General features: G+C 59.3%; 25 protein-coding genes and 1 pseudogene. 19 read left to right on the forward strand and 7 right to left on the reverse strand.

The window, feature by feature from the left end:
• Window positions 1-119: 119 nt before the first annotated feature.
• The gene (gene rsmH, locus ACVWYZ_RS06860; RefSeq protein WP_457466601.1) at window positions 120-1,019 is read right to left on the reverse strand and encodes a 16S rRNA (cytosine(1402)-N(4))-methyltransferase RsmH; all 900 of its coding nucleotides are present in this window, start codon (window positions 1,017-1,019) and stop codon (window positions 120-122) included.
• Window positions 1,020-1,265: 246 nt separating this feature from the next.
• Here rsmH and aroA point away from each other — a divergent pair, with 246 nt between their 5' ends.
• The 3 genes and pseudogenes from aroA to ACVWYZ_RS06875 all read left to right on the forward strand — a co-directional run bounded on the left by aroA (window position 1,266) and on the right by ACVWYZ_RS06875 (window position 3,568).
• On the forward strand, window positions 1,266-2,600 hold the full coding sequence (gene aroA / locus ACVWYZ_RS06865; RefSeq protein ID WP_457466602.1) for a 3-phosphoshikimate 1-carboxyvinyltransferase: 1,335 nt from the start codon (window positions 1,266-1,268) through the stop codon (window positions 2,598-2,600).
• Window positions 2,601-2,698: 98 nt separating this feature from the next.
• Window positions 2,699-3,095: pseudogene (locus ACVWYZ_RS06870) on the forward strand (IS630 transposase-related protein); the annotation flags it as partial.
• 122 nt (window positions 3,096-3,217) lie between these two features.
• Complete coding sequence (locus tag ACVWYZ_RS06875; RefSeq protein WP_414399567.1) at window positions 3,218-3,568, forward strand: TIGR03792 family protein; 351 nt, start codon at window positions 3,218-3,220, stop codon at window positions 3,566-3,568.
• Here the strand turns inward: ACVWYZ_RS06875 and ACVWYZ_RS06880 are convergent.
• On the reverse strand, window positions 3,565-4,341 hold the full coding sequence (locus ACVWYZ_RS06880) for a DUF502 domain-containing protein (RefSeq protein ID WP_457466603.1): 777 nt from the start codon (window positions 4,339-4,341) through the stop codon (window positions 3,565-3,567). The two genes, ACVWYZ_RS06875 and ACVWYZ_RS06880, sit on opposite strands and share 4 nt — an antisense overlap.
• A gap of 294 nt (window positions 4,342-4,635) precedes the next feature.
• Between ACVWYZ_RS06880 and ACVWYZ_RS06885 the strand changes: the two genes are divergently transcribed.
• From ACVWYZ_RS06885 to ACVWYZ_RS06895, 3 genes are all read left to right on the forward strand, one after another.
• Complete coding sequence (locus ACVWYZ_RS06885) at window positions 4,636-5,103, forward strand: SRPBCC family protein (RefSeq protein ID WP_457466604.1); 468 nt, start codon at window positions 4,636-4,638, stop codon at window positions 5,101-5,103.
• A 77-nt stretch (window positions 5,104-5,180) separates the two neighbouring features.
• The gene (locus ACVWYZ_RS06890; RefSeq protein WP_457466605.1) at window positions 5,181-5,684 is read left to right on the forward strand and encodes a GNAT family N-acetyltransferase; all 504 of its coding nucleotides are present in this window, start codon (window positions 5,181-5,183) and stop codon (window positions 5,682-5,684) included.
• Window positions 5,685-5,790: 106 nt separating this feature from the next.
• Complete coding sequence (locus tag ACVWYZ_RS06895) at window positions 5,791-7,896, forward strand: thioredoxin domain-containing protein (RefSeq protein ID WP_457466606.1); 2,106 nt, start codon at window positions 5,791-5,793, stop codon at window positions 7,894-7,896.
• Window positions 7,897-7,943: 47 nt separating this feature from the next.
• On the opposite strand, the gene ACVWYZ_RS06900 is transcribed toward ACVWYZ_RS06895, so the two are convergent.
• Window positions 7,944-8,378 (reverse strand): Fur family transcriptional regulator, encoded by a 435-nt coding sequence (locus ACVWYZ_RS06900; protein WP_457466607.1) that lies wholly within the window; start codon window positions 8,376-8,378, stop codon window positions 7,944-7,946.
• 219 nt (window positions 8,379-8,597) lie between these two features.
• Between ACVWYZ_RS06900 and ACVWYZ_RS06905 the strand changes: the two genes are divergently transcribed.
• Window positions 8,598-9,791, forward strand: coding sequence for a metallophosphoesterase (locus ACVWYZ_RS06905; RefSeq protein WP_041437268.1), 1,194 nt, complete (start codon window positions 8,598-8,600; stop codon window positions 9,789-9,791).
• A gap of 258 nt (window positions 9,792-10,049) precedes the next feature.
• On the opposite strand, the gene ACVWYZ_RS06910 is transcribed toward ACVWYZ_RS06905, so the two are convergent.
• The gene (locus tag ACVWYZ_RS06910; protein WP_457466608.1) at window positions 10,050-10,214 is read right to left on the reverse strand and encodes a hypothetical protein; all 165 of its coding nucleotides are present in this window, start codon (window positions 10,212-10,214) and stop codon (window positions 10,050-10,052) included.
• Between the two features lie 221 nt (window positions 10,215-10,435).
• Here ACVWYZ_RS06910 and ACVWYZ_RS06915 point away from each other — a divergent pair, with 221 nt between their 5' ends.
• The 5 genes from ACVWYZ_RS06915 (at window position 10,436) to ACVWYZ_RS06935 (ending at window position 13,102) form a co-directional block, all read left to right on the forward strand.
• Window positions 10,436-10,780 (forward strand): ArsR/SmtB family transcription factor, encoded by a 345-nt coding sequence (locus ACVWYZ_RS06915; protein ID WP_414330075.1) that lies wholly within the window; start codon window positions 10,436-10,438, stop codon window positions 10,778-10,780.
• Window positions 10,781-11,027: 247 nt separating this feature from the next.
• Entirely contained in the window at window positions 11,028-11,255 is a 228-nt protein-coding gene (locus tag ACVWYZ_RS06920; protein ID WP_457466609.1) for a hypothetical protein, read from the forward strand.
• 113 nt (window positions 11,256-11,368) lie between these two features.
• A complete protein-coding gene (locus ACVWYZ_RS06925) occupies window positions 11,369-11,914 on the forward strand; it encodes a DUF3110 domain-containing protein (RefSeq protein WP_414374936.1) in 546 nt (181 codons plus the stop codon).
• 41 nt (window positions 11,915-11,955) lie between these two features.
• Window positions 11,956-12,681 carry a hypothetical protein gene (locus ACVWYZ_RS06930; RefSeq protein WP_457466610.1) on the forward strand — a complete coding sequence of 242 codons (726 nt, stop codon included), beginning with the start codon at window positions 11,956-11,958 and terminating at the stop codon, window positions 12,679-12,681.
• Between the two features lie 31 nt (window positions 12,682-12,712).
• Window positions 12,713-13,102, forward strand: coding sequence for a hypothetical protein (locus tag ACVWYZ_RS06935; RefSeq protein WP_414399573.1), 390 nt, complete (start codon window positions 12,713-12,715; stop codon window positions 13,100-13,102).
• A gap of 24 nt (window positions 13,103-13,126) precedes the next feature.
• Here ACVWYZ_RS06935 and ACVWYZ_RS06940 read toward each other — a convergent pair whose 3' ends face one another.
• From ACVWYZ_RS06940 to larE, 3 genes are all read right to left on the reverse strand, one after another.
• On the reverse strand, window positions 13,127-13,411 hold the full coding sequence (locus ACVWYZ_RS06940; RefSeq protein ID WP_457392674.1) for a DUF1830 domain-containing protein: 285 nt from the start codon (window positions 13,409-13,411) through the stop codon (window positions 13,127-13,129).
• 438 nt (window positions 13,412-13,849) lie between these two features.
• The gene (locus ACVWYZ_RS06945) at window positions 13,850-15,682 is read right to left on the reverse strand and encodes a DUF3769 domain-containing protein (RefSeq protein WP_457444429.1); all 1,833 of its coding nucleotides are present in this window, start codon (window positions 15,680-15,682) and stop codon (window positions 13,850-13,852) included.
• 52 nt (window positions 15,683-15,734) lie between these two features.
• The gene (larE, locus tag ACVWYZ_RS06950) at window positions 15,735-16,655 is read right to left on the reverse strand and encodes an ATP-dependent sacrificial sulfur transferase LarE (protein ID WP_457444427.1); all 921 of its coding nucleotides are present in this window, start codon (window positions 16,653-16,655) and stop codon (window positions 15,735-15,737) included.
• A gap of 468 nt (window positions 16,656-17,123) precedes the next feature.
• Here larE and ebsA point away from each other — a divergent pair, with 468 nt between their 5' ends.
• The 7 genes from ebsA to ACVWYZ_RS06985 all read left to right on the forward strand — a co-directional run bounded on the left by ebsA (window position 17,124) and on the right by ACVWYZ_RS06985 (window position 24,677).
• Window positions 17,124-17,495, forward strand: a complete 372-nt coding sequence (gene ebsA, locus ACVWYZ_RS06955) for a type IV pilus biogenesis protein EbsA (protein WP_414343182.1) — start codon at window positions 17,124-17,126, stop codon at window positions 17,493-17,495.
• Window positions 17,485-19,179, forward strand: coding sequence for a citramalate synthase (gene cimA, locus ACVWYZ_RS06960; protein WP_457466611.1), 1,695 nt, complete (start codon window positions 17,485-17,487; stop codon window positions 19,177-19,179). The genes ebsA and cimA overlap by 11 nt, the downstream gene beginning before the upstream one ends.
• A 74-nt stretch (window positions 19,180-19,253) precedes the next feature.
• Window positions 19,254-19,970, forward strand: coding sequence for a dephospho-CoA kinase (coaE, locus tag ACVWYZ_RS06965; RefSeq protein ID WP_457466612.1), 717 nt, complete (start codon window positions 19,254-19,256; stop codon window positions 19,968-19,970).
• Window positions 19,971-20,026: 56 nt separating this feature from the next.
• Entirely contained in the window at window positions 20,027-20,518 is a 492-nt protein-coding gene (locus ACVWYZ_RS06970) for a hypothetical protein (protein WP_457466613.1), read from the forward strand.
• A 122-nt stretch (window positions 20,519-20,640) separates the two neighbouring features.
• Window positions 20,641-23,022: a DNA polymerase III subunit gamma/tau gene (locus ACVWYZ_RS06975; RefSeq protein ID WP_457466623.1), complete on the forward strand. Its 2,382-nt coding sequence runs from the start codon at window positions 20,641-20,643 to the stop codon at window positions 23,020-23,022.
• Between the two features lie 50 nt (window positions 23,023-23,072).
• Window positions 23,073-23,612 carry a hypothetical protein gene (locus ACVWYZ_RS06980; protein ID WP_414331790.1) on the forward strand — a complete coding sequence of 180 codons (540 nt, stop codon included), beginning with the start codon at window positions 23,073-23,075 and terminating at the stop codon, window positions 23,610-23,612.
• 183 nt (window positions 23,613-23,795) lie between these two features.
• Entirely contained in the window at window positions 23,796-24,677 is an 882-nt protein-coding gene (locus ACVWYZ_RS06985; RefSeq protein WP_457466614.1) for a PD-(D/E)XK nuclease family protein, read from the forward strand.
• Window positions 24,678-24,829: the final 152 nt, after the last annotated feature.

The raw sequence follows: 24,829 nt of genomic DNA on the forward strand, positions 1-24,829 counted from the left end.
TCACCCTAGTTCCCCGCGCCCCCCAACAGCAACCCCCTTCTCCCGATTCCCGGCCTCAGCAGGACAGCTGTCCGCTTCACGGTAGCCGATCTCTTGAGAGCGGGAGAACCAACCTAAACCTACATCTGACTGCTGCGGGCAGCCACTCGCAGTTTGGCAGAGCGGGCCCGTGGATTACGTTGCCGTTCCAGTTCGGAAGGGGACAAGGGCCTGGGGGTGAGCACCTGCCAACGGGGATCCCTGCGGAAGGCCCATTTCACCAAGCGATCTTCAAGGCTATGGAAGCTGATCACGGCCAACCTGCCGCCGGGTTTCAGCCAAGTGGGGGCTTGGGCCAGCAAGGTTTCTAAAGCCTCCAGTTCTCGGTTCACGGCAATGCGCAACGCCTGAAAGACGCGGGTGGCCGGGTGGATGCGGCCTCGCCGAGCTGCCGGAGGTACTGCCTGCCAAACCACCTGGGCCAACTGAGTGGTTGTGGCGAGGGGACGAGCCTGCTCGATGTGATGGGCAATGCGGCGGGCAAATCGCTCTTCGCCGTAACGGGTGAAAATCTCGATCAACTCTTCGACCGGGCGATGATTAACCCAATCGGCAGCGGTTTCCTGAGCGGCACTGGGATCCATGCGCATATCCAGCGGCCCCTCTCCGCGAAAGCTAAATCCCCGCTCAGGGCAGTCCAGTTGCGGCGAACTCACCCCCAAGTCGGCCACGATGCCATCGAAGGGAATCCCCTGCCCCTGCTCATCCCGAAAGCCATGCTGCTGCAGATCGAAATCGGCAAAATTGAGGTGCCACAGTTGGATGCGGCTGCCGGGGATCCCTTCTGCTGCAAAACGCGCTTGCGCCGCCTGCAGAGCCGCCGGATCCCGATCCAACCCCACCACTCGGGCAGCTCCCCCCCGCAGCAGCGCCAAGCTGTGCCCACCCCCTCCCAACGTCACATCCAGAAAAGTGCCGCCCCCCTGGGGTTGCAGGTAGGCCATCACCTCCTCGGTCAAAACGGAATCGTGTTGATACACCTTGCCAAGCACGGTCTGCGGGGGTTCTATTTCTGCTGCTACAAAGTTCAGTATCTGCAAAAAAAAGGCCGAGGCCAGGCCCCGACCGAGGAATCCATGTTGTTAAGGTGATCCTCTGGGAAAAGAGGGGTGGCCGTCAAAAGACAGGCTGTCTTGGGATCCCTGGTAAGATCTCTGGGGCATGAGTCCGGGCCTGAGTAAGATGAGACTGCTGCCGCTTTTGCCCAGTCTGCCATCAGAGTTGCTGTGTTGACTCACTCTTCTTCTACCGATATCCTCACTCTCTCGCCGGCCAAGGGCCTGCGCGGCCAAGTGAGCATCCCCGGCGACAAGTCCATTTCCCACCGCGCCCTGATGCTGGGATCCCTGGCCGAAGGAGAAACCACCATCCAAGGGCTGTTGCTGGGAGAGGATCCCCGCAGTACGGCAGCCTGCTTTCGGGCGCTGGGGGCAGATATTTCGGAGCTCAACAGCGAGTGTGTTCGCATTCGGGGAGTTGGCCTGGGCCAGCTGCAAGAACCGGCAGACGTGTTGGATGCAGGTAACTCCGGCACCACCTTGCGCCTGATGCTGGGGATCCTGGCTGGCCAGGCCGGGCGCTTTTTTGCCGTCACTGGCGATCGCTCCCTGCGCTCGCGGCCCATGGGACGGGTGGTAGAACCACTGCGGCAGATGGGGGCCAGCATTTGGGGACGGGCCGGTGGAACCTTGGCACCTTTGGCCGTACAAGGGGGATCCCTCAAGGGCATTCACTACCGCTCCCCGGTGGCTTCAGCGCAGGTAAAATCCTGCCTCTTGCTGGCGGGTCTGCTGGCGGAAGGCACCACCCAAGTCACCGAGCCGGCTCTCTCTCGGGATCACTCGGAACGGATGTTGCGGGCCTTCGGGGCCAACATTCAGGTGGATCCGGAAACAAAAACCGTGGCCGTGGTGGGAGGATCCCACCTGGTGGGCCAAAAAGTTCAGGTGCCGGGAGATATCAGCTCGGCAGCCTTTTGGCTGGTGGCCGCCTCCATTGTGCCCGAGAGCGAATTGCTGCTAAGGGATGTGGGCCTCAACCCCACCCGTACCGGTGCACTACGGGTGTTGCAGGAGATGGGGGCCGATATTCAAATTGAAAACTGCCGGGAAATGGCCGGCGAGCCCCTGGGAGATCTGCGGGTGCGTTCGGCCCGCTTGCGCGGCTGCACCATCGCCGGCGATCTCATCCCCACCCTGATCGACGAGATCCCGGTTTTGGCGGTGGCGGCGGCCTTTGCCGAAGGGATCACGGTGATTCGCGATGCCGCAGAGCTGCGGGTGAAAGAAAGCGACCGCCTGTCAGCCATGGCCCAAGAGTTGAGCCGCATGGGAGCCCAGGTCGCCGAATATCCCGATGGCCTGGAAATCAAAGGAGGGATCCCCCTTCATGGAGCTGAGGTCGATAGCCACGAGGATCACCGCATCGCCATGAGTCTGATGGTGGCAGCCCTGGGAGCGCAGGGATCCACCCTCCTCAGAGGAGCCGACTGTGCCCGCATCTCCTACCCCGACTTCATTCCCACCCTGCAACGATTGACAGCTTCTTCCCTCGAGTCTTGAGAGGATCTTGTGGGGAGCGAAGATCTATGGTCAATTCAGTTGATGATGAGACGGTATTAAAGTAAGATGGCATGAAGGCAGACTCAGGAGAAAGCTCCATGGGCTACAGCTTAGACCTGAGAGAAAGAGTCGTAGGGTATGTCCAGGAAGGGGGCAGCCCCACCACAGCCGCACAGATTTACAAAGTCAGTCGCGCAACGGTTTATCGCTGGCTGAATCGAGAGGATCTTAGGCCGACAAAAGTCAAGACCCGGAAACGCAAGATAGACTTGGCCGCCCTGCAGCAAGATGTGGACCAGTACCCAGAAGCTCGACTGAAGGAGAGAGCCCAGAGGTTCGGCGTCCAACCCAGTGCTATTTACTATGCTCTCAGGAAGCTGCAAATAACACGAAAAAAAAGAGTTAGGGTATCGAGAGCGGGATCGAGAAGAGAGAATTCAGCACTCCAGGGTCTTGAGGGGATGGGTTCAGAAGTACGGGAGTGAGAGCCTGGTTCCGTTGGTGAAGGGATAAGACCTACGGCCCGCTTTCGCGAACAGAGCTGTTGCACTGGCCAGTGTCTTGTTGCTATTTGAATTGACCACATCCCCATCTCTAACTTTGTCGCCCTTGTTCTTGTGTCAACCCATCCCAGCCCGCCCGGCCCTATCGCTATTGAACATCTCTGCTTCCGGGTTCCTCCCGGTGGGGTAGCAGCCTTTCTTCAGCAAGACGAGCAGGTTTGGGGATCCGCCCTGCGCCGGCATCCGGGTTTTCTGGGCAAAGAAGTTTGGCTGGATCAGCAGGATCCCGAACTTGTCCACCTCATCCTCCGCTGGGCCAGCCGCGCTGATTGGAAAGCCTTTTCCCCCGAGCAAGTGGAGGCATTGGATCGGCAAATGCGGCCTTTTTATGTGCGCTTGGAACAGGCCAAAGAGTACCAGCTCTGGCAGCCCGGCCCTTCTGCAGGGACAGGAAAGCAGGATTAAGGGATCCCTTCGCTCTCAAAACCTACCTCGGAGCGCACCGAGTCGGCCCTGGAGGATCCTGCCACCCGCTCCTGCTCCACCAGCTCCCGCAAACTGGGCATGGTCACGGCCAAAGCTCCTTCTCGCCGCTGCAGCCCCGCTTCAAAACTCTCAGGGGTGACAATGCCGCCGGAAATGAGCATCTTAAAAGCATCTTCCACCGGCATGAACACTTCCACCACCTGGTCTTCCGGCACAATGGCGTACCAGCCCGTCGTTGGATTGGGGGTGGTGGGCACAAACAGGCCAAGGGAGCGCTGCGGCCCATCGGGCCGAATGGGAGTTTGAATGGTGCCCGTCACAAAGGCCAGCGCCCAAGCTCCTGGTCGGGGATATTCCACCAGCACCACCCGCCGAAAGCGCTGATTGTTGGGGGCAAACAAAACACTGACCAATTGCTTCAAGGTCTTGTACACCAGACCCGCCACCGGAATCGCATGGAGCAACTGTTCGCTGAGATTGAGCAGCCACTGGCCGACAATGTTGCGGGCCATGAAGCCAATCAACAGGATGAGCACAATCGGCGTCAACAGGCCCACCGCCAGATCAATGAGGTTGATCAAGATCGGGTGCAAACCCTGGATGGGATTGAACTGCTTCGGAATGCTGGTCAGAAAGCCAATGCTCCAGGTGGCCACCTCCACCGTCAGCCAAATGGTAGTTGCCAGAGGGATCACCACCAGCAACCCCGCCACGAAGTAGTTCTTCAGATGCTGTTTCCATTGAGAAACCATGGTGAGGTCGTTCCGTCGAGTCAACCGAGTGGATGCATCGAACCCTTGCAAGTGAAGCTTGCAGATGGCAATCATGATACCTGCCTTCTGCATTGCCCTCATGGGGGGCAGCCGCAACTTGCTCGAAAAAGAAACCGGGCTGCCAAAAAGCGCAGAGCCCCAAACTTTCACGAGGCCGATAATGCTATCTTAGGTCGATATAAAATTTTGTAAAGGCAGGGATCCCGTTCCGAGGCGTTGTGGTCAAGCCCCTGGATGGTTTGTGTTTCTGCCGGGTGTTGCGTGGGAGGCCCTATGTCAGAGTCGGATTGGCTAGAGCATACCTGTCAGGTGGAGGTGCCTGTTCCCATCGAGCAGGTATGGGATTTGTGGGCCAACCTCACCCTCATGCCCCGTTGGATGAAGTGGATCCGCTCGGTGGAATTGCTGGATCAGGAGCTGTCCCGGTGGACACTGGATACCCGCGGCCTCACCTTCAGTTGGATCTCCCGCACCCACACGGTGGTGAAACACCAACACATCGGCTGGAGTTCGGTGGAGGGGCTGCCCAATCGGGGCGCGCTGCGCTTTTACGACCGCAAAGGCAGTACCATTGTGAAGCTGTCGGTGGCCTACAAGCTCCCGGGGATCCTCGGCAAAATCTTGGATGGCCTGTTTGTGGGCAAAGTGGTGGAGAGCACCATCCAGGCAGATCTGGAGCGCTTCAAAGCCTATGCCCTAGAGCAGGCGGGGCCAACCGCCGACAATGCCTCGGCCAGCTAGTCTCCGTTCGTCAGGCCCAAGTGTTTTGCTGAACTCCCCCTTCCTTGCCAACCCTCACTGCTGCAAAGGTCTTCTTCATGCCCGATCCCTCTCCTGAGCCTGTCATTGCCCTCTCTCGTCAGCCGGTGGACAACCGCAACATTCGCTTCTCTCTGGAGCGGGGCGAGCTGGATCTGGATCAACTTCTCCTGCTGTTGAACCGCAATGCCTTTTGGGCGCAGAATCGCCGGCGGCAGGAGATGGAGCGGGCCGTTGCTCACAGCCATCCGGTGGTCAGCGCCTGGGATGGGGAGCGCCTGATTGGCTTTGGCCGCGCCACTTCCGATGGGGTTTACCGGGCCGTCCTCTGGGATATCGTGGTCGATCACGATTACCGACGTCAGGGCATTGGCCGCAAGTTGGTGGAAACCCTGATCAGCCATCCCCACCTGCAGTCGGTGGAGCGCATCTACCTGTTCACAACCCATCAGCGCGGCTTTTACGAGCGGATCGGCTTTGTGGAAAACCCCAGCACCACCTTGGTCTTGCACGGGCGCCCTCTGGAGTTTTTAGTCCCGGCTGCCGAGCAGAAGCAGGCTTGACCGACAGGGATCCTGGGTGAGTGTATCTTGAACAACAGTGGGTTGGCTCTGCCTTGGGAGGAGGACGCGCTAGCCTGAAAAGCAAAAAGGGTGAGAGGGTGTACTCATGGCCAATCGCCTCGCCACAAGTTCCAGCCTTTATTTGCGCAAGCACGCCGAGAACCCGGTGGACTGGTGGCCTTGGATCCCAGAAGCTCTGGAGAAAGCCCGGGCCGAGGATAGGCCGATTTTCCTATCCATCGGCTATTCCAGTTGCCACTGGTGTACGGTCATGGAGGGCGAGGCCTTCTCCAACCCTGAAATTGCCGCCTTTTTGAATGCCCATTTTTTGCCCATCAAGGTGGATCGCGAGGAGCGGCCCGATCTCGACAGCATCTACATGCAGGCGTTGCAGCTTATGAGCGGGCAGGGGGGGTGGCCCCTCAATGTTTTCCTCACGCCCGATGACCTGGTGCCCTTTTACGCCGGCACCTATTTTCCTGTAGAGCCCCGCTTTGGCCGCCCGGGGTTTCTGGCCTTGCTGCAGCGCATCCTGCAGTTTTACCGGCAGGAAAAGGAAAAAATAGAGGAGATGAAAGGCCAGATTTTGACGGCTCTGACCACCCTCAGCGACTTAGTGCCGGAAGACCACATTCCCGCCGACCTGCTGCGCTCTGGGATCCCTAAGATCCAGCCTTTGCTCGCCAATGCCGGGGCGGTGCAGCAATTTCCCATGATGCCCTACGCTCAGTTGGTATTGCGTTCGGCCCGCTTCGACCCACCAGAAGGGATCCCCGGCTCGCAGAGCGCTCTGGAACGGGCCAAAGAGCGAGGCATGGCCTTGGTGCTGGGAGGGATCTTCGACCATGTGGCCGGAGGATTTCACCGCTACACCGTGGATCCCACCTGGACGGTGCCCCACTTTGAAAAGATGCTCTACGACAACGGGCAGATCCTAGAGTTTCTCTCCGATCTGTGGGCGCACGGTATCCAAGATCCGGCCATTGAGCGGGCGGTGCGGCTGACGGTGGAGTGGGTGGCGCGGGAGATGACCGCCCCTGCCGGGTATTTCTACGCCGCTCAAGATGCCGACAGCTTTGCCCGGGCAGAGGATCGAGAGCCAGAGGAGGGAGAGTTCTACGTCTGGCGCTGGCAGGAGCTGCAGGATCTCTTGGGGGAAGAAACCTTCCGCGCCTTGCAGCAGGCGTTTGACCTGTCTCCGGGGGGCAATTTCCCCGATCGGCCCGGCTGCATCGTCTTGCAGCGCCAACAGGGAGGAGCGTTGCCGCCAGAAGTTGAAGCCGCCTTGACCACCCATCTTTTTCAGGCACGCTATGGCTCTGCGGATCGACGAGTTCCCTTCCCTCCGGCAGTGGATGCCCAGTCGGCCCGTCTGCAATCCTGGCCGGGGCGGATCCCACCTGTCACCGACACCAAGATGATCGTCTCTTGGAACGCCTTGATGATCTCCGGCCTGGCGCGGGCCTATCAAGTGTTCGGCAACGCAGACTATCTGCAATTCGCTCTGCGGGCAGCCCAATTCATCCTCAGCCAGCAGCGCCACCCTGAGACCGGATCCCTGTTGCGCCTGAACTACGATGGCACAGCTCAGGTGCCCGCCAAATCGGAAGATTACGCCCTGCTGATCAAGGCCCTGTTGGACTTGCAGCAAGCCTGCCTGCCCCTGGTGGGGGATCCCACCCCTCAAGACTGGTTGCAGGCTGCCCTCCAGCTCCAGCAGGAGATGGATGCGCAACTGTGGGATCCGGCCAGGGGGGGATACTTTGTCAGCGATGCCCAGAGTGCCCCTGAGCTGTTGGTGCGAGAGAAGGAGTTCCAGGACAACGCTACCCCTGCAGCCAATGGGGTGGCCATTGCCAACCTGGTGCGCCTTGCCGCCCTCACTGGAGATCTGGACTACCTGGAGCGGGCAGAGCAGGCCTTGAAAACCTTTGCCCACATCATGAGCACCCAGCCGCGCACCTGCCCCAGCCTTTTTGCCGGACTGGATTGGTATAGCAATTGGGTGAAAGTCACCCTGGAGGCCGATTCCATTCCCGCCTTTCAGCAACGATCTTGGCCCACCACTGTCTTTGCTCTCCCCACCGAAGCCGAACCTCTGCCGGAAGGAGCTTTAGGGCTGGTGTGCTGGGGCAACAAATGCCTGGCCCCTGCCAGTTCTCTCGAGCAAATCCAGTCCCAAATCACCAAAGGCCAAAACCGGGCTTACTGACCTTTGCCCAACTTTTGCTCAGGGCAGCAGGGATCCCTTTGCCAAGGTTACGGCTGGGACTCCGCAGGCTTTTCCACCCCAAAAAACTCAATGCGGTAACTTTGGATGCGGGTGCCCGTTTGTTGCTCCACTTGGGCCAGCAGTTCAGGCGGCAGCTCCACGTCCACATCCAAGATGCGGTTGCTATCCAGACAGTTCACGTGGCTGTGGGGATGGGTGCGGTTGCCGTAGCGGCGCCCATCGGCACGATCCAAGCACTCGACAATGTTGTGGCTGGCCAAAGCTTCCAGGTTTTGATAAACGGACGTGTGGCCAATCGGTTTGCCCTGCTGATTTAGGCGATCGTAAATCTCGCGGGCGGAGAGGTGCTCGCCACACTGCCACAGCAGCTCCAGGATATAACGGCGCTGTCGGCTCAAACGCAGATTGCACTCCCGGCACCGTTCCAAAGCAGCTTCCAAAGAATCCAAGGGGCGAGGCATGGAAAACCTCAAGTCATACCGAGTCTGAGATAGGTAGTTGCTCATCTCTACCAAGGTAGCATTTGTGCGTCAACAGTTGTTCAAAAAACACCCCGAACTCTACAAGAGCTGCCGCGCATAGCCATCTTCGAGCCGAGTCCAGGCCGTGCGCAGATGGAAGAGCCCAACATCAGCCTTTTGATTTTCTACAATACCGCTGGAGTGTTGGGGGCAAAGATCATGCAGCGGCGCAAGGTAATTCTGGGTTTGTTGGGGTTGGCCAGCAGCAGTGGATTGGCAGGAGCCTATTGGGCCAGTCGGCAGCAGCCCTCTCATCTAGCCCCAGGGATGGGATCCCCTAGAGCCGCTCTCCCCTCTCCTACCCCCCAGCCCACCCCCACCGTCGTCCCCCATCCAGATGCCCCCCATGGCCTCTACATCCCCCCCCGCCGAGATCTGCGCCTCTTGGTCATCAGTGACATGAACGGCATCTACGGCTCGGTGGAATACGACCCAGAGGTGGATCGGGGCATCGGCCTCATCCCCTATCTTCAGCCGGATATTGTTTTGGGAGGAGGAGATATGGTGGCCGGTCAGGATCCCCGCCTGTCGGAGGAGCGCATTCGCGCCATGTGGGCAGCCTTCGACCGGCATGTGGCTGGCCCAATCCGTGCGGCCAAACTTCCCTACGGCTTTACCTTGGGCAATCACGATGCTTCCTGTGCCCGCACCACGCGGGGCGGCTTTCTCTTTCAAAAAGAACGGGATCTGGCCCGCGAGTTTTGGAACGATCCGGCCCACGACCCAGGTTTGAACTTTGTGGATCGGGGGGACTTTCCCTTCTACTACACCTTTGAAAAAGACGATGTGTTTTACCTAGTCTGGGATGCCACCTGCAATTACATCCCGCCCGAACAAATGGCCTGGGCGGAAGCGGCTCTGGCCAGCGAACGGGCTCAGAAGGCCAAGTTGCGCATTGTCATCGGCCATCTGCCCCTCTACGCCATCACTGTCGGGCGCGACGATCCGGGAGAAGTGCTGCTGGAGGCGGATGCCAAACGGGCTCTGCTGGAGAAGTACCGCGTCCACACCTACATCAGCGGCCACGACCACGGCTACTACCCTGGCCACAAAGGGCAACTGCAACTGCTTCACTGCGGCATTCTCGGCTCTGGCCCTCGTCCCCTCTTGGGCAGCCCTCTGCCCCCCCGCAAGACCCTCACCCTTATCGACGTAGATTTCGAGAGCCCAGATGTTACCTATTACACCACTTATCACATGCGGGATCTGAGCGTGATCGACCAAGCAGAGCTGCCCCGTTTCATCACCGGGCACAATGGCTTGGTGCTGCGCCGCGACGTCAATTGGGACAACCTCACCCCCCAAGAAATCGCCACCTGCCAAGCTCGTATTGGATCCCTGTGTCGGGATTAACGTCTCCGTCTTGGCAAAAGATTGATGAGCCGTTTGTAGATGCTGATACATTCACGCTGAACTCTCCTGAACATGGTTCAGGAAAGAAGCAATCGCATCCTGCCTATCTCTGAGCAGGAAGGCGGTATCCCGCAAAGCCCTGAGGAATACCCCCCGAGCGCTTTCCCCCTTCACTTCCCGGCAACCGTTGCGGTGGACTCAAGGATCAGGGGGAAACTTGGTCTACTATATCCCTCTCAATGACTTTTGCCAAACCGCCTAAAGCTCAGTAAATTCAGCAAAGTTCAGGGTTTTGGGGGTTAGAGGCATGCTCTCGCGAGGGTTCTGCACACTTCGCGAGCAGCCCAGGCTTTTCAACAGATGATTCAAAGCAGCTTTTTCCAGCAACACCAGCCATAGCCGGTGCAACTGTGTCTCTCGCATAACGGATCCCGGTGATTGATTCCAGCGAAACTGTAGAGAGCTTGTGAAGGCAGCAACAAGAAACGTTAAAGAGAACACAAAGTTGGCAACGGAATGTTGGCAGTGTTATCTTCAAGCGCGGTTGACCTACCGTCGCTGAGCCGGTTGACTGTTGCGCCTTTTCCCTGCCGTCCAACTGATCGACAACTGGAGCGCAAAACTCCTGCTACCCTGGTTGAATGATGGTTTCGTTCCTGGTTGAGGTAGAGGGGAATTTGACAGATGAGCAGGTGCGGGAGGGATTCCACGCTCTCTCCGACCCGATTCGCCTGCGTGTGCTGCAACTGCTGCAGGGGCGTGAGTTGTGCGTTTGTGATCTCTGCGAGGAGCTGAAGGTGAGCCAATCCAAGCTCTCGTTTCACCTAAAAACCCTGCGGGATGCGAAATTGGTCAATGCTCGCCAGCAGGGGCGCTGGATTTACTACAGCCTCAACCCACCCGGTTTTCAGCTCCTGCAGCATTTTTTGGATAGATTGGGGCAAGCTGGCCCTGTCAAGGCCGCAGTTCCCTGTGTGGAAGACCTCTAAGGCGCGCAGGGATCCCAAAATGTCCCTAGAAAAACTGTCGGATCCCGCCCTTGTACATTCCGAAGACGGGCTTGCTGCAACACAAGAAATTACAGATGTGAATGGTGTTCCCTGCTGGCAACCCCAGGGATCCCGGCGGGTCAACTCGGAGAAAATGAGGATCCCATCTCCTAAAATCCATCAAAGTTCCCTGACACCGGCTCCCCTGTTGCTTAGTTAGGATTGATACAAGAGAGGTGGGAACAACATGATACGTGAACAGCGAGAAGAGTTGGAACGCATCCACCGAGCACACCTGTGGAATCGTCTCAAAGAGCGGGTGAAACGCGCCCAGTTGAATCCATCTCTGCTGGCTTTGCTGGCACGAGAGGCTTTTGAGTTGGGCTTCCCCCTTCCCTCTTTATCTGACCAACCCCAGGTCAATTCCCCTGCTGAGCAGCCCCAAGATGGAAGTCATCATCGCCGCATTTGGTGAGCCCACCCTCTCGTCTGGCCGAGAAAGCGGGCAGCCACGATCATAGGAGAATTTCTCTCCAGAGACTCTCAAAGCAGCTAGTCTAGGCAATGATTTTGAATAAATCAGAGCCCATGATGAACACCGCCGAAGCCCTTCAGATTCTCAACCTTCCGCCGGACGCAACCGAGCGGCAGATCCGGGGGCGACTGTTTCAGGAATACCAAACCCTCAGTACTGCCCTCGCAGAACTGGAGGACGAGCGACAAAGACCCTTGCTAGAGGCGCAACTGGCGCGGCTGAATGAGGCGCGGGATGTATTGCTCAGCGGGGGATCCCAGGCTGAGAAGGGTTTGTCTTGGGTCAGCCCAGAGGACTTGCCCCCCCAGGTGATTGTGCTGCTTTACCAAGCCAATGGGCAGGAGGGAATCTGCACGCGCCAGGTTGGGGGTCAAGATATCGTCATTGCTTTCGAGAGCTCGTTTGCGGCAAGAAAATATGCGCAGCGGTTGGCTCAACAGGGACTGCCCAAGCCCGTGGCAGAACGCTTTGACACGCAGGAGATCGTCGATTTTTGCCGCAGCGGAGGGTATGGGTTGATGGTGGTTCCGGCCAGCGAAACCCTGGAGCCTCTACAAGAAAGTACGGAAGCTGCCCGTGATTGGCAGGGCAGGTCTTGATGCCGTTCGGCCTCGATCCACTTGCGTTAAGGGTGCCCTCGATGATGAATGTGGAACCGATCTCCGCGGACGAGTTTCGCCAGCTCATGGCCGCCGATCTGGACGCTTGCTGCGAGGCCTTTGATCTGCGGGCAGAGTACCTGCGTTTGCAGCAACAGCGGCTACGCTCCTGGGGCATGCTGGCCTTTGGTTGGGTGGCAATAGCCTTGGTCATCTTCTTGGGGATGCGGGATCCCGGCTCTTGGGTGCCCTATGCCGCAGCTACCGGGATCCTGCTGCTGCTCGTGCTGGGGATCCTGAGAGCCAACTTGCGCTTGGGAAAAAGCCTGCATCGCATCCGGCAGCGTTGGCAGGAAGCCCATCTGCTCAACAGCACCCCCGAGGTGATGAAGTTTGCCACCGATCTGGCCCGCAAAGTAAAAGACTACAACCACTGGGTCAACGAGCTCCAACAATCCCTGCAGGGGGGGCAGCATTGGCGGGATTTTCGGCAACTCAGTGAGGCTGAGCAAAAGTACATCCAGTCGCTGTTTTTGCAGGTGCGGGCCCAACTGGTGATGGCCCTACAGGTGTGCCGAGCTTTGATCGAGGATCCACAAGCCTCTGTGGCTCAGTATCTCAACCAAATGGTTGCCCGGGATCAGCAACTGCTGGAGCAGTTTACCGCCAAAAACTTGACTGGCAACCGCTACGCAACCCTGGCTCGTGAGCTGTCCGGCCTGGAGGCAGATCTACAAGCTCAGCTCAGAACCTTGGGCTCTCGATGATACCCTGTTGGAGGTGTCCAGCAGCGTATTCATGGGCAGTAGAGGCACTCGAAAATTGTACGGCCTGTTGCTTGCCGGCGGGCTGGGCTTGCTGGGATGCGGGGATCCGAATGTACCCCTGACCCAACCCCCTCCCGATGCTTTTCGGGTCAGCACCCCACGGCCACCGCGCCTGGATCTCTATCCCACCCCATCACCCACGCCAACTCCTACGCCGACACCACCCCCCAGCTTGCTGGAGCTCACAGCCCGTTGGTTGGGGATCCCTTGGCCGCCCCAAGAGACCAGCCTGGTGAGATTGAGCGCCCGTTTCCTGGAGATCCCCCTACCTCCCAAGCCGCGCCGCTCCGCCAGCCCCTCACCTCAGCCTTCCCCCAGTTCGGAAAGAGAAGAGAGAAAGCAGCAAGGCCGCGAAACCTAGTCCGCACCGCTGGCCTCTGGGGATTTAGGCGCCTACGGTCGCCGGCTCCGTTTCTCGAACGCGCAGCTTTTCACAGGGGATGGTGTCTGCCAGAATGGAGCTGGCCATCATGCCCGTGTGAATCTCTAGCTTGGCTCCAGGCACCGCTTCAAAGAGCAGCCGCTGGCCTGGAAAGACCACCCGCTCAAAGTACCAGTTTTCGATATTCGTGATGCGAACCACCTGAATAGAGCTGGTCGCATTGATGTAGCTACAGGTTATTCGCTCTGCTCGTTTTTTATCGGGGATTGCATCGAGTGTTTGCATAATTCAGATTACCAGACCACGTTGCTCAGCCTACCATCTACCCTAACACCGTCTGGGGATCACTGCGGTAGTCTGCGATACGGCGATCCCAACTGGCAGAAATCAATCCTGGAAAAACATAGTCATTCATAGTCATTCCAAACTAGATTGAAACACTTCCCAAGCGTTCCGCGCCGCTTACAGAGGGAGTCATCCTTCACCCCCAGCCCCTCTCCTTTGGGAGAGGAGAGTTAGGAAGCAATGCCACGGAAAGGTCTCATTCCTGTTTAAAATGACTGTAACTTCTGTATCTTACCTTACCGTTTCGATGTCCAGAAGGGTTCTGCAATTCAAGGCAGATTTGAGGTAGGATTTCTCCCCAAGTTGGGGTAATTTCTCATAGAAAATCTCCACAGAGTAGTAGTCAGGATTACATTTTTCCGTTCCCTTGGAGTTTGGGGATCAGGGCTCTTGGATCCTCGATCCCGTCGTCGGCTGCGGCGAGGATTGGCCGGGATCCCAGTTCAGGCCCTCCACCCGCAGCTCCAGAGCCCCCGACTGGCGCACCGGATTGTACTGCAGGCTAAAGCCATAGGTGCGGCGGTCGTAGCCCAGGCGATAGACGACATCCACCTGCTGGCCCGACTGCAAATCTACCGTTGTCTTTGCCCCTACCCGCAGCGGGCCGTACAGTTGTTGCAAAAAGCCCAGGACGAGCTGTTCCCGCGTGGTGATGCGGTCGAACAAAAATGGCGAGGCTCCGGCCAAAAAACCGTTGGAGTAGGTCACCCTCAGGTTGGTGTAGTCGAAGGTATCGGCCACAAAAGCCCCAATCACCGCATCAATGCCAATACTGCCGGCAGTATAGCTCTGGGCTCGGCCATTGGAGTAAAAAGACTGGCTGCTGCTCACACCGGTGCTGAGCCAGATCCCTTGCTCGATGGGCAGAGCGGAAAAGCGGGGTGGGGGATCCGCCGCCGTCTTGGGAGGGCTCCAGAGGGGAAAGGAGCGATTCAAGGTTGCCCCCAGTTGCAGGCGGGAGAGCTGAATGCGGTCGGTGGTGTTGGCTAAGGCCAACTCCGGATCCGTGTCGATTTCATCCGGCTGCCCCAAGGCATCAATGTAGTCGACGGCTATGCGGTAGCTGAGATCCAAGCCGGTATTCCCTAGGCGCAGGGTGGGTGAGCGGTAGCTGGCACCGAGGCGGTTTTCCACAATTTGAAACCCCAGGCGACCGCTGAAGAAGCGTTCCCGATAGGCGTAGGTGTAGGCGACTTCTCCACCATCGCCGGTGGTGATGCGGTGTTCGACCTGGGCTCGCAAGCGCTGAGCAAACTCCTGGAAGACGATCCCCCGCAGCTCGGCAAACAGCGAGGTTTGAGCGTTGGCTTCCGGTTGCCGCCAACGAAAATCGGCCCGCAGCCCGATCCCATCCAAAAGGCCCTGCTCACTGCCCCAAAGACGTTGTGGATACAGTTGCGGGGAGAGCACCAAGCTCACGTTGGGATCCCGCAGCAGCTCGAAGTTGGGTTGCAGGATCAGGCCCCGTCGCAATTCTTCTCGGTCGAAATCGTCGTAGAAGATGCTGACCGGAGGCTGACGGTTCAACGAGTCGAAGCGCAGCCGAATGGGCAGGGGCAGAAACAAGACCTGGTCGAAAACCAATTGCCCCGCCTCGGCAATCAGCAGGCTGGAACCATCTGCCTGAAGAGTGGAGGTCACCCGTGGGCTGCGAATCTCCAACTCCGGCGGATCCAGCGGGTCGTTGGTCAGCCGCACCTGTTCTCCTTCCCAGGTGGTGGCATCGAAGCGGATGCGAACGGCACGAAAGCGCACCAGCCGCTGCGGAGAGAGGGCGGCTGCCGGGGATCCACTGGCCTGCAACTGGCCAATATCCACCTGCCCGAAGGCCTCTTCCAAAAATCCCCGCTCTTGCTCAAAGTCGTATTCTAGGCGGGATCCCTGAATGCGCTGCCGATCCAGTTGAATAGAAACATTGCCCTCGGCCACAGCCCGCCGCTGTCGCAGCTCAATGCGCAGGCGATCCGCCCGCAACACAGAGCGACCCAGCCGCATCTCCACATTGCCTTCCGCCTGGAAAACTTCCGCCCGTTGGTCGAAGGTTTGCCGATCAGAACGCAGCCGTAACGTTCGGTCGGCAAGGGCGCCGAGGTCGGTCGTACTTATGGGCTGGGCGACCCCCTTCTTCTGGGACTCCACCTGAGCCGCAGCAGGGCCGGCAACTGCCAACCCCAGCACCCCCAAGCAGAGCCAGAGCAACCGCAACCCTCTCATAATCACCCGGCGCAAAACTTCAACACAGATCCCCTACGGCTTCCCCAGCCCGCTAGCTTGTGGCCAACTGGGAAAGGTTGAGGACTCGGTTGAGCTTGCCGCTGCGGTAGCCCTCCAAATCGAGACTGACATAGAGATAGCCGAAGGATTGCAGGGCCTTGACCAGCGCTTCCAGATTGGTTTTCTGCACAAACTCCACGATCTGATCCGGAGGAAGTTCGATGCGGGCGGTGTCCTTCTCCGAGCGTACCCTGACCTGCCGCCAACCCAAGCTGCGCAAGTAGCGCTCCGCCGCTCCCACCCGACGCAGCTTCTCAGGGGTGATTGCCTCCCCGTAGGGAAAGCGAGAGCTGAGGCAGGGTTGGGCCGGTTTATCCCACCAAGACAGCCCCAGGTGGCGAGACAATTGCCGCACCTCCAGCTTGCTCATCCCCACCTCCGCCAAAGGGGAACGCACGCCGCGCTCCCGAGCTGCCTGTGTCCCCGGTCGGTAATCGGCCAGATCGTCGGCATTGAGACCATCCACCACATGGTTATATCCCTGGGCTTGGGCCAACAGGCGCAAGGTATCGTGCAAGTGACTTTTGCAGAAGTAACACCGGTTAACAGGGTTGGCGGCGTAGCTCGGATCCTCCAGCTCGTGGGTTTCGACGATCTGATGGCGGATCCCGATTTGCCGAGCCTGCTGAATTGCTTCTTCCAAATCTTCGGGCAGCAGCGAAGGAGAAGCAGCGGTGACAGCCAGGGCCCGCTCCCCCAACTGATCCCAGGCCAACTTGGCCACCAAGCTGCTGTCAACTCCCCCCGAGTAGGCCACCAAGACCTGCTCCATCTCGGCGAAGATCTGGACAAGCTGCTGGAACTTGTGCTGCAGGACGGGATCCCACTCCAGCAGGAGGTTGGCCGTTGTTCCTCCCTCTCCCGGGGGGAGAAGGTCGAGACGAGAAGCGGTTGGGCCTTGGGCTGTGCTCATGAAGACAGAAGATGCCAAGCGTTTGGATAACCAGGCAAGGATGCCATCTCGCTATTGCCGGCAGGAGAAAAGCCGGTTGCTATCAGGGGCAGGGATCCCCCCTCTTTCTATTCTTTCCCAGAGATCCCCGACTTTCCAACGCTTCTCCCCAGCATGGGATGCGGGATCCCTCAAGGAAAAGTAGACAATTGGGCAATCTATCCGTAGTCCGCTGACCTGCTGTCGCGATGGTGCTATGCCTCCGGCACCCTACCGGGAACCGCACCGCTTCGCGATACGCTGAATAAGATGGGTTGCAGTGGCCCCTTATAATTTTTTCTGGGTTCTCTGCCGCAATTGACCTCACAGCTTTTTCCGGCGACACTTGCTACAGCCAATGCAGAGATATCTACTTGGTTATAGGGATCCCACCTATCTTGCAGAACTTCATGAAACTTAGAAAAAGCGGTACCCCTCTCCTAGCGCACCATGGCTTTGCAACTTGAACCCGCCAGCCCGCCAGAAGTGGCCGTTTATCAGCCCTATTACGCCGTTGCCCGCCGACAGTACCTAGCCCTCGCGGTGGGCCTCTACAAAAAAGCCAGCCTGGAAGGGCAGAGGGCCATCGAGGGGGAAGAGCCTGTCCGCTTCTTGGCCAGTTGGCATACGTCCCCGTTGCCTTCGGATCTGACGGTGGTTCAGGTGATCTTTGCTCAGGATGCAGATCTCACCTATCAGCTCTCCATCGCCAACTACGAGTTTGTGGATTATCTGATTGATGTCGTCTCTTTGGTGCAGCGCGGACAACAGCCGGATTTCTCCACCGCCTTTTACAAGAAACTGATGCGATATGAAGATTGATCTGGGTTGCTCAGCCACCATCACTCTCTACGACACCACACTGCGGGATGGGGCCCAGCGAGAGGGTCTATCGCTGTCGGTGCAAGACAAGTTACAGATTGCCAAGCTGCTGGATCGGCTGGGGATCCCGTTTATTGAAGGGGGCTGGCCAGGAGCCAATCCCAAGGATGTGCAGTTTTTCTGGCAGATGCGGGAAGAGCCCCTAGAGCAAGCCGAGCTGGTGGCTTTTTGTTCTACCCGCAAGCCGGGGCGGCGGGCGGCAGACGATCCCATGCTGCAGGCCATTTTGGCGGCGGGCACCCGCTATATAACCGTCTTCGGCAAGTCTTGGGATCTCCACGTCACCGAGGGCCTGGGCACCACGCTGCAGGAAAACCTGGCCATGATCCGCGACACCATTGCCTATCTGCGATCCCAGGGGCGGCGGGTCATCTACGATGCCGAGCACTGGTTCGACGCCTACCGCCACAACCCCGACTATGCCCTGCAAACCCTAGCGGCAGCGGCGGCGGCGGGGGCGGAGTGGCTGGTTCTCTGCGATACCAACGGCGGATCCCTGCCCCATGAGATCGCCCAGATTACCGCAGCCGTCTTGGCAGAATCCCATCACCTGCGGCATTTGCCTCTGGGCATTCACACCCACAACGACTCCGGCACTGCTGTGGCCAATGCCCTGGCGGCGGTGCAGGCAGGGGCGCGCATGGTGCAGGGCACCATCAACGGCTATGGGGAACGCTGCGGCAATGCCGACCTGTGCAGCGTCATTCCCAACTTGCAACTGAAGCTGGGCTATCGCTGTCTGCCGCAAGAGAAGCTGAAGCACCTGACGGAGATCTCCCGCTCCATCAGCGAGGTGGTCAATTTGGCCCCGGATGACCATGCTCCGTTTGTGGGCCTATCGGCCTTTGCCCACAAGGGCGGGATCCACGTCAGCGCCGTTCAGAAAAACCCCCTCACCTACGAGCACATCGCCCCCGAGCAAGTGGGCAACTGTCGCCGCATCGTGGTCTCAGAACAGGCGGGGCTGAGCAACATTCTCCACAAAATGGCCGGATTCGGGATCCGGCTGGACAAGTCGGATCCACAGGCGCGCTTGATTTTGGAGCGGCTGAAAACTTTGGAGCTGCAGGGCTATCAGTTTGAGGCTGCTGAGGCCAGCTTTGAGCTGTTGGTGCGGGGCTTGCTGGGACAACGCTCCCATCCTTTTGAGGTGCTCAGCTTCAACGTGACGACCACCACCCGCTCCGATTGGAACAGCAAAGACCGGGATCCCAGTGGCGAGGCAACGGATGTGCAATCGTTGGCAGCGGTGAAAATCGCGGTGCAGGGGCAGACTCGGGTGACGGCGGCGGAAGGCAATGGGCCGGTGGCCGCTCTGGATGGGGCGTTGCGCAAGGCGCTGCTGGAGTTCTATCCCCAACTGGAGGCGATTCACCTGTCTGATTACAAGGTGCGCATTTTGGATGGGCGAGCCGGCACCTCGGCCAAAACGCGCGTGCTGGTGGAGTTTAGCGACGGTCACCGCCGTTGGACAACGGTGGGGGTTTCCACCAACATCATCGAGGCCTCCTGTCGGGCTTTGGTGGAGGGCTTTGAGTATAGCCTGCTGCCGCCCAGCTCTCCTTTGCCGGCTGCGGCAGAGCACCGTTCTTCTCCGCTGGCTGCAAAAACGGCCTCCCCTTGAAGAAAAACCTTCAACTGGCTTTACCCTGGCAGCGCCCCTCTACCCCAGCAAGCTAAACCGTAACCACGACAGCTATGCGAATCATCGGCCTGACAGGCGGAGTGGGCACGGGCAAATCCACGGTCGCCCGCATCTTGGAGCAGCACGGGATCCCGGTGGCCGATGCCGATCAAATGGCCCGCCAGGCTTTGGCATTGGGATCCCCTATTCGAGACAGGGTGCTGGAACGCTATGGAAAGGCCATCCAAACGCCCTCTGGAGATCTGGATCGCCGGCAGTTGGGCCAGATCGTGTTTGCAGATGCCGCTGAGCGGGCTTGGCTAGAGGCCCAAATCCACCCTTTCGTTAGAGCTCAACTGCAAGATTTTCTGTCCGCGTTGGCGGAGCAGAGCTCTAAAGTCCATGGGGTGCCGCTTGAGGAAGAGCCTGCCTCCCAAAAGCGTAGCGGGGTAGGATTTTCTTCTGGGCAGGGATCCCAAACCGTTTGTCTGATGATCCCGTTGCTGTTTGAAGCCCACCTGCAGGGGTGGGTGAATGAAATTTGGGTGGTGACTTGCACTCCAGAGCAGCAGCGGCAACGCCTTGCTCGCCGGGATCTTCTTACACCGGCAGAAATCGAAGCTCGCATCGCCAGCCAGTGGCCTTTGGCGGAAAAAGTGCGCCGTGCCGATGTGGTGCTGGACAACTCCGGATCCCTGGCTGAGCTGGAAGCCCAGGTGAAGCAAGCTTTGGCGTCGGCGGGCCAGAGGCCATTTGCCTCACCCCCGCGGGCCGGATACAGTGACGGATAGGGTCTGGTGGGACGGATCCCTTGGTATCCATGTACGGATGGGTTGAGGGAGAAACGATGCAGGAAGCAGGTTGCATCGGCAAGACGGAGTTTGCTCAAGCTCTGGCCGCGCGGGAGCGGGAAATCCAGCTTTTGCGAGAGCGCAATCGCATCTTGCAGGGCCAGATAGACCTTCTGGAGCTGCGCCAAGAAAAGCAACACCGGCAAATTCGCAGCTATGAGGCGGAGATCGAGCAGCTTTACCAAGAGAAGCAGTTGCTGGAGCAGATGATCCAGGAGTTGCCGGAGCTCTACCGGCGCAAGCTGCAGGCCCGCCTTCAGCCCATTCGCGAGCGCATCGCCGCCATCCAGGCAGAGAATCGCCAGCTCAGGAAGGAGGTGTATCAGCTCAGCTACCGCGTGCAGCACATGGATCAGCTTGACTCGCCCGGCTGGAGAGTGCAACTGCCCCAGCTTCCCTCTCTGCGTCGCCGGGATCCCAAGTCCTCAGCGGAGCGGAGCACAAAAGCTCTGCCGGTCTCCCCCTCTGGTGTCCAGCCCTGCTCTTGATGGGCAGGGAGGGATCCCGCCATCGAGAAGCCAGAATAGGAGAGCCCCGGTGGGATCGCGTCAGCAGAGCAGAGCTCTTGCGCGGTTCCGGTTGGGGCGCTGCTTGCTTGGAGATCCCGGAAATGGCCACCGCTGGCAACTATGAACCCCTGCATTTAAAATACCGCCCGCAGCGCTTTGCCGATGTGGTCGGCCAAGGAGCGGTGGTGCAAACGCTGGCCAATGCCATCCGGCTGGGGCGGGTGGCGCCTGCCTATTTGTTCTGCGGGCCGCGGGGCACGGGAAAAACCTCCAGCGCCCGCATCTTGGCCAAGTCTTTGAATTGTGAACAGGGGCCGACGCCGGATCCCTGCCAGGCGTGCAGCCAATGCCGCGCCATTACTGCGGGAGCCTCCCTGGATGTTCTCGAGATTGACGCGGCCAGCAACACCGGCGTAGACAACATCCGCGAGCTGATCGAGCGGGCCCAGTTTGCCCCGGTGAACAGCCGCTACAAAGTCTATGTCATCGACGAGTGCCACATGCTCAGCAATGCGGCCTTCAACGCCTTGCTGAAAACTCTTGAAGAGCCGCCCCCCCGCGTGGTATTTGTCCTGGCCACCACTGACCCGCAGCGGGTTTTGCCCACCATTGTTTCCCGCTGTCAGCGGTTTGACTTCCGCCGCATCCCCCTCGACGACATGGTGGCCCACCTGGGCAAGATCGCCGCCCAAGAAGGGATCCCTATCACGCCGGAGGCGCTGCAACTGGTGGCCCAACTTTCCCAAGGGGGCCTGAGGGACGCCGAACGCCTGCTGGACCAGCTCAGCCTCTTGGAAGGATCCATCACCCCGGAGGCGGTTTGGGACTTGGTGGGCGGGATCCCGGAACAGCAGCTTTTGGCTCTGATGGATGCGCTGCTGGCTCAGGATGTGCAGGCGGTACTCGGCCAAACTCGGCAACTGTTGGAGCGGGGCAAAGAGCCCTTGGTCGTGTTGCAGAACCTGGTGGCCTTCTATCGGGATCTGCTGCTGGTCAAGACGGCCCCCCGGCAACGGGAGTTGGTGGCTGTAACGGATTCCACCTGGGAAGCTCTGCAGCAACGGGCCCCTCGCTACTCGGTGGAGATGCTGCTGGCAGCCCAGAGCCATCTGCGCCAGTGTGAGCCGCAAATTCGCCAAAGCGGACAGCCCCAACTGTGGTTGGAAATTGCCCTGGTGGATCTGCTGGGCCAGCTTCGCCCAAGCATGGTGGCCGAGGATAAAGAACCGTTCGCGTCAGCAGGACAGAGTCCTTCCCCAGCCCTTGACCTATCTCCTGCACCCCAGATGACTCCCCCGGAGGGGACAGAGTCTCTCCCCACCACCCCTCCAGCCCCTGCAGCGGCTGCAACTGTCTCTCCACTCCCTGTTGATGAGCCAGATAAGCCAACTGTTGGCCCAGCAATTGCCAAGTCTGTTGCGCCAGCATCCCCTGCTGGGAGCCAGAAGGCAGATCGCGCTACTCGGACGGAGTCCTCGGAGCAGCCCAGAGAACCGGCAAGGGACGCCGCCACAGTCAAGCTGCTGCGCCCCCACTGGGACGAGTTCCTCAAGCGCCTCTCTCCCCTCACCAAGGCTCTGATGGGATCCGGCCACCTGTACCAAGAGACTCCTGAGGCAATTACCCTCGCCTTTCCCAGCAAGGGTTTGGTGGAAAAAGTGCGCAGCAAAGAAGCCGAACTGCGGTCGGTGCTCCACAACCTGCTCCAGCGTCCTGTGCAGCTCAACTTGATTGTGCAGCGCTCCAGCGGGCCGCATGTTTCCATTCGCGTCAGTGGGACGGAGTCCTCGGCATTGCCCAGCCGAGAAACAGACCTGCCCCCCGCCCCCGTGGCCCCGGATCCTGTCACCACGCCGGGGTTGCAGAGCGATAGCACCAACAGTCGTGCTTCCTCAAGGGAGCCCAGAGCAGAACCGCAGAGCCACGGCCTTGCCCGGCGACAGCAACATTCCCCTTCTGACTCCAGCCCACCTTCGCCAGAGCCTGAGCGGGACAATCCTATGGGTGGCCCCAAGGTGGCCGGCTTGGCAACCCAAGGACTTTCTCCCGCCGGTGCGAACAAAGTGCTCCGCACCGCTGTCGCGACCGATTCTCCAAGTCGTGCAGAGCGCCGCGACACCCTGCACGGTGGGCAGTCCTTCGATCTAACCCAGGAGCTGGCGGAGATTGCCCGCCGTTTTGCCGACCACTTCAACGGCAGCTTGGTGGATTTGGAAGGGGTGTTGGAGTCTGACGTGACGGGAGCCACGGAAGAGCTCTCCTCAATAGAGGCTATAGAAGCCGAGGGATCCCCTGACCTGCTCTCCGGTGAGACCTACGGCTCGCCAACAGGAGCAGAGCCGTCCGCGTCAGCGGGGCGGAGTCCTCATCCCGTAGACTTTCCCAATGCAGTAAGGAATCCGTCCTACCGGCGTGAGCAGTCTTCTCAGCTTGCCGTTCGCCTCAGCGGGACGGAGTCCTTGGAGGAGGAGGTGCCTTTTTAAGCGCTATCTAGCGCTATCTTATTGATAAAGCCAGCCTCATCTTGCCGACGATGACCTTCCCCATCTCTCCCTTAATTCGCTGCGCTGTGCAGGCTCTGTACTGGGGACTGGTTCTGCCCCTACCCATCCTGCTGGCTCGGCAACAGGCAACACCTCTTGAGCTGGGATCCCTTTGGATTGCTCTGCTGCTGGGATGGGGGGTAGTCCTGGGATCCCTGAGCCAGCAGATTCAGTTGGACGAAGAGGGCATGCAGGCCACCTACCCCAGTTGGGTGCCGCCTTTTGTGCGGCAGGAGTGGCAGATCCGGTGGGCCGATATCGAGCGCATTGAGCCCCGCTCCACCAGCCAGGGTGGTATGGTGTATTACCTGGTCAGCCGAGGGGGGGATCGCGTACTTTTGCCGATGCGGGTGACCAGGTTCAAGCAGCTGTTGGCTGAGATTCGACGGCACGCTCAACTGGAGATTGGCGGGCTGCGCCCCTACGTTCAGCCTTGGATGTACGGGCTCCTAGGATGTTTTGCTCTGCTTCTGTTGCTCTGGGATGGGATGGTCGCCATCTGGGTCTGGGCAAGTCCGGTGGGAACCTAGCGCAACCACAGACGGTTCCGGGTCTGGCTGTCCAGGCAGGGATTCTGTCTTCTGAGGGCCAACGGCAATCCAGCTCCCTTCCGGGCCAGGCTCTATGTCGGAAAAGCGGATGGGGTTGGCGGAAAGGACTCCGTCCTGCTAGCGCGAACAGTTGAACTATCCCACCCTCGCCAGAACTTGCCCATGTCTGGGATCCCGATTGCCCCCTTTGAGGCTACGCCTGCTTCGCGACCAGGCTCTGCCCCTTCTCTGGAGAGGTTGAGTCTTGAGCAGGTCAACCTCTCCGCCTCTTCGCTGGCCTTGCTGGACCATTGCCCCCGCCTGTTTCGCTATGTGTACCTGGAGCGGTTGATCTGGCCCGCTGCCAGTGTTTTTGAGCACGAGCTGGAGCAGAGGCGCGGACGGCAGTTTCACCGTTTGGTGGAGTGGCACAGCCGCGGGCGGCAGGTGGAGCCGCGTTTGTCCGGCCTGGATGAAGGGGTGCAGCAGTGGTGGCAGGTGTTCTTGGCCAGCTCCCATGCCCATCCCCAGGGACGGGTGTTGGCGGAGTTGCCCCTGTGGCAACGGATTGAGGGCTTTAAGTTGATAGCCCGTTTGGATCGGCTGGTGATTATCCCCGGATCCCTGCACATCCTGGACTGGAAAACTGAGCGTCAACGTCCTCGCGATGAACAGTTGGCCCAAGACTGGCAGGTGCGCCTTTACCCTCTGCTGCTCTGCGAGGTGGCCCAGCAGCTGCCCCTGGAAGGCCCTTTTGAGCCGGAGCAGGTGCAACTGACCTTTTGGTATGTGCAACATCCGCAGCAGCCCTTCCACCGGTATTACAGCGCCGCCGCCTATGAGCAAGACCTGGCCCACCTAAGAGCCACTCTGAACCACCTGCGGCAACTGGAGGCGCAAGACTTTCCCATGACCCCCCACACTGAGCGCTGCAACAGTTGTCTGTTTCGCTCCCGCTGCCATGGGCTGCTACCGGAAGGGATCCCTTCCCAAGACCTCACAGATTGGGTTTGGCCCATGCAAGAGCCTGCGCCGCCTGAGGATCCCATCCCTGATACCTATTGAGGGCCGGGGCAGGAGCTGTTTTGGCAGCAACCCATGCATACCCTATTATGGGGCCGTTCGCGATAGCGAGACGGAGTCCTTTGTTCCCAACGTTTCCCATCTGGAAAGGCTACGGCCAGGGATCCCCGTTTGCAGGGCTGAGCGTGGAACTG

It is taken from the genome of Thermostichus sp. MS-CIW-37 (genome assembly GCF_054060065.1).

Excerpts from the sequence above, each read along its gene's own strand:
- ACVWYZ_RS06905 (WP_041437268.1), top strand. The coding sequence starts at position 8,598 with ATGCAGCGGCGCAAGGTAATTCTGGGTTTGTTGGGGTTGGCCAGCAGC.
- cimA (WP_457466611.1), top strand. The coding sequence starts at position 17,485 with ATGAAGATTGATCTGGGTTGCTCAGCCACCATCACTCTCTACGACACC.
- ebsA (WP_414343182.1), top strand. The coding sequence starts at position 17,124 with ATGGCTTTGCAACTTGAACCCGCCAGCCCGCCAGAAGTGGCCGTTTAT.
- ACVWYZ_RS06980 (WP_414331790.1), top strand. The coding sequence starts at position 23,073 with ATGACCTTCCCCATCTCTCCCTTAATTCGCTGCGCTGTGCAGGCTCTG.
- ACVWYZ_RS06975 (WP_457466623.1), top strand. The coding sequence starts at position 20,641 with ATGGCCACCGCTGGCAACTATGAACCCCTGCATTTAAAATACCGCCCG.
- ACVWYZ_RS06885 (WP_457466604.1), top strand. The coding sequence starts at position 4,636 with ATGTCAGAGTCGGATTGGCTAGAGCATACCTGTCAGGTGGAGGTGCCT.
- ACVWYZ_RS06935 (WP_414399573.1), top strand. The coding sequence starts at position 12,713 with ATGGGCAGTAGAGGCACTCGAAAATTGTACGGCCTGTTGCTTGCCGGC.
- ACVWYZ_RS06970 (WP_457466613.1), top strand. The coding sequence starts at position 20,027 with ATGCAGGAAGCAGGTTGCATCGGCAAGACGGAGTTTGCTCAAGCTCTG.
- ACVWYZ_RS06985 (WP_457466614.1), top strand. The coding sequence starts at position 23,796 with ATGTCTGGGATCCCGATTGCCCCCTTTGAGGCTACGCCTGCTTCGCGA.
- ACVWYZ_RS06910 (WP_457466608.1), bottom strand. The coding sequence starts at position 10,214 with ATGCGAGAGACACAGTTGCACCGGCTATGGCTGGTGTTGCTGGAAAAA.
- ACVWYZ_RS06920 (WP_457466609.1), top strand. The coding sequence starts at position 11,028 with ATGATACGTGAACAGCGAGAAGAGTTGGAACGCATCCACCGAGCACAC.
- coaE (WP_457466612.1), top strand. The coding sequence starts at position 19,254 with ATGCGAATCATCGGCCTGACAGGCGGAGTGGGCACGGGCAAATCCACG.
- ACVWYZ_RS06915 (WP_414330075.1), top strand. The coding sequence starts at position 10,436 with ATGGTTTCGTTCCTGGTTGAGGTAGAGGGGAATTTGACAGATGAGCAG.
- ACVWYZ_RS06925 (WP_414374936.1), top strand. The coding sequence starts at position 11,369 with ATGATGAACACCGCCGAAGCCCTTCAGATTCTCAACCTTCCGCCGGAC.
- ACVWYZ_RS06945 (WP_457444429.1), bottom strand. The coding sequence starts at position 15,682 with ATGAGAGGGTTGCGGTTGCTCTGGCTCTGCTTGGGGGTGCTGGGGTTG.
- ACVWYZ_RS06895 (WP_457466606.1), top strand. The coding sequence starts at position 5,791 with ATGGCCAATCGCCTCGCCACAAGTTCCAGCCTTTATTTGCGCAAGCAC.
- ACVWYZ_RS06930 (WP_457466610.1), top strand. The coding sequence starts at position 11,956 with ATGATGAATGTGGAACCGATCTCCGCGGACGAGTTTCGCCAGCTCATG.
- ACVWYZ_RS06900 (WP_457466607.1), bottom strand. The coding sequence starts at position 8,378 with ATGCCTCGCCCCTTGGATTCTTTGGAAGCTGCTTTGGAACGGTGCCGG.
- ACVWYZ_RS06890 (WP_457466605.1), top strand. The coding sequence starts at position 5,181 with ATGCCCGATCCCTCTCCTGAGCCTGTCATTGCCCTCTCTCGTCAGCCG.
- larE (WP_457444427.1), bottom strand. The coding sequence starts at position 16,655 with ATGAGCACAGCCCAAGGCCCAACCGCTTCTCGTCTCGACCTTCTCCCC.
- ACVWYZ_RS06880 (WP_457466603.1), bottom strand. The coding sequence starts at position 4,341 with ATGGTTTCTCAATGGAAACAGCATCTGAAGAACTACTTCGTGGCGGGG.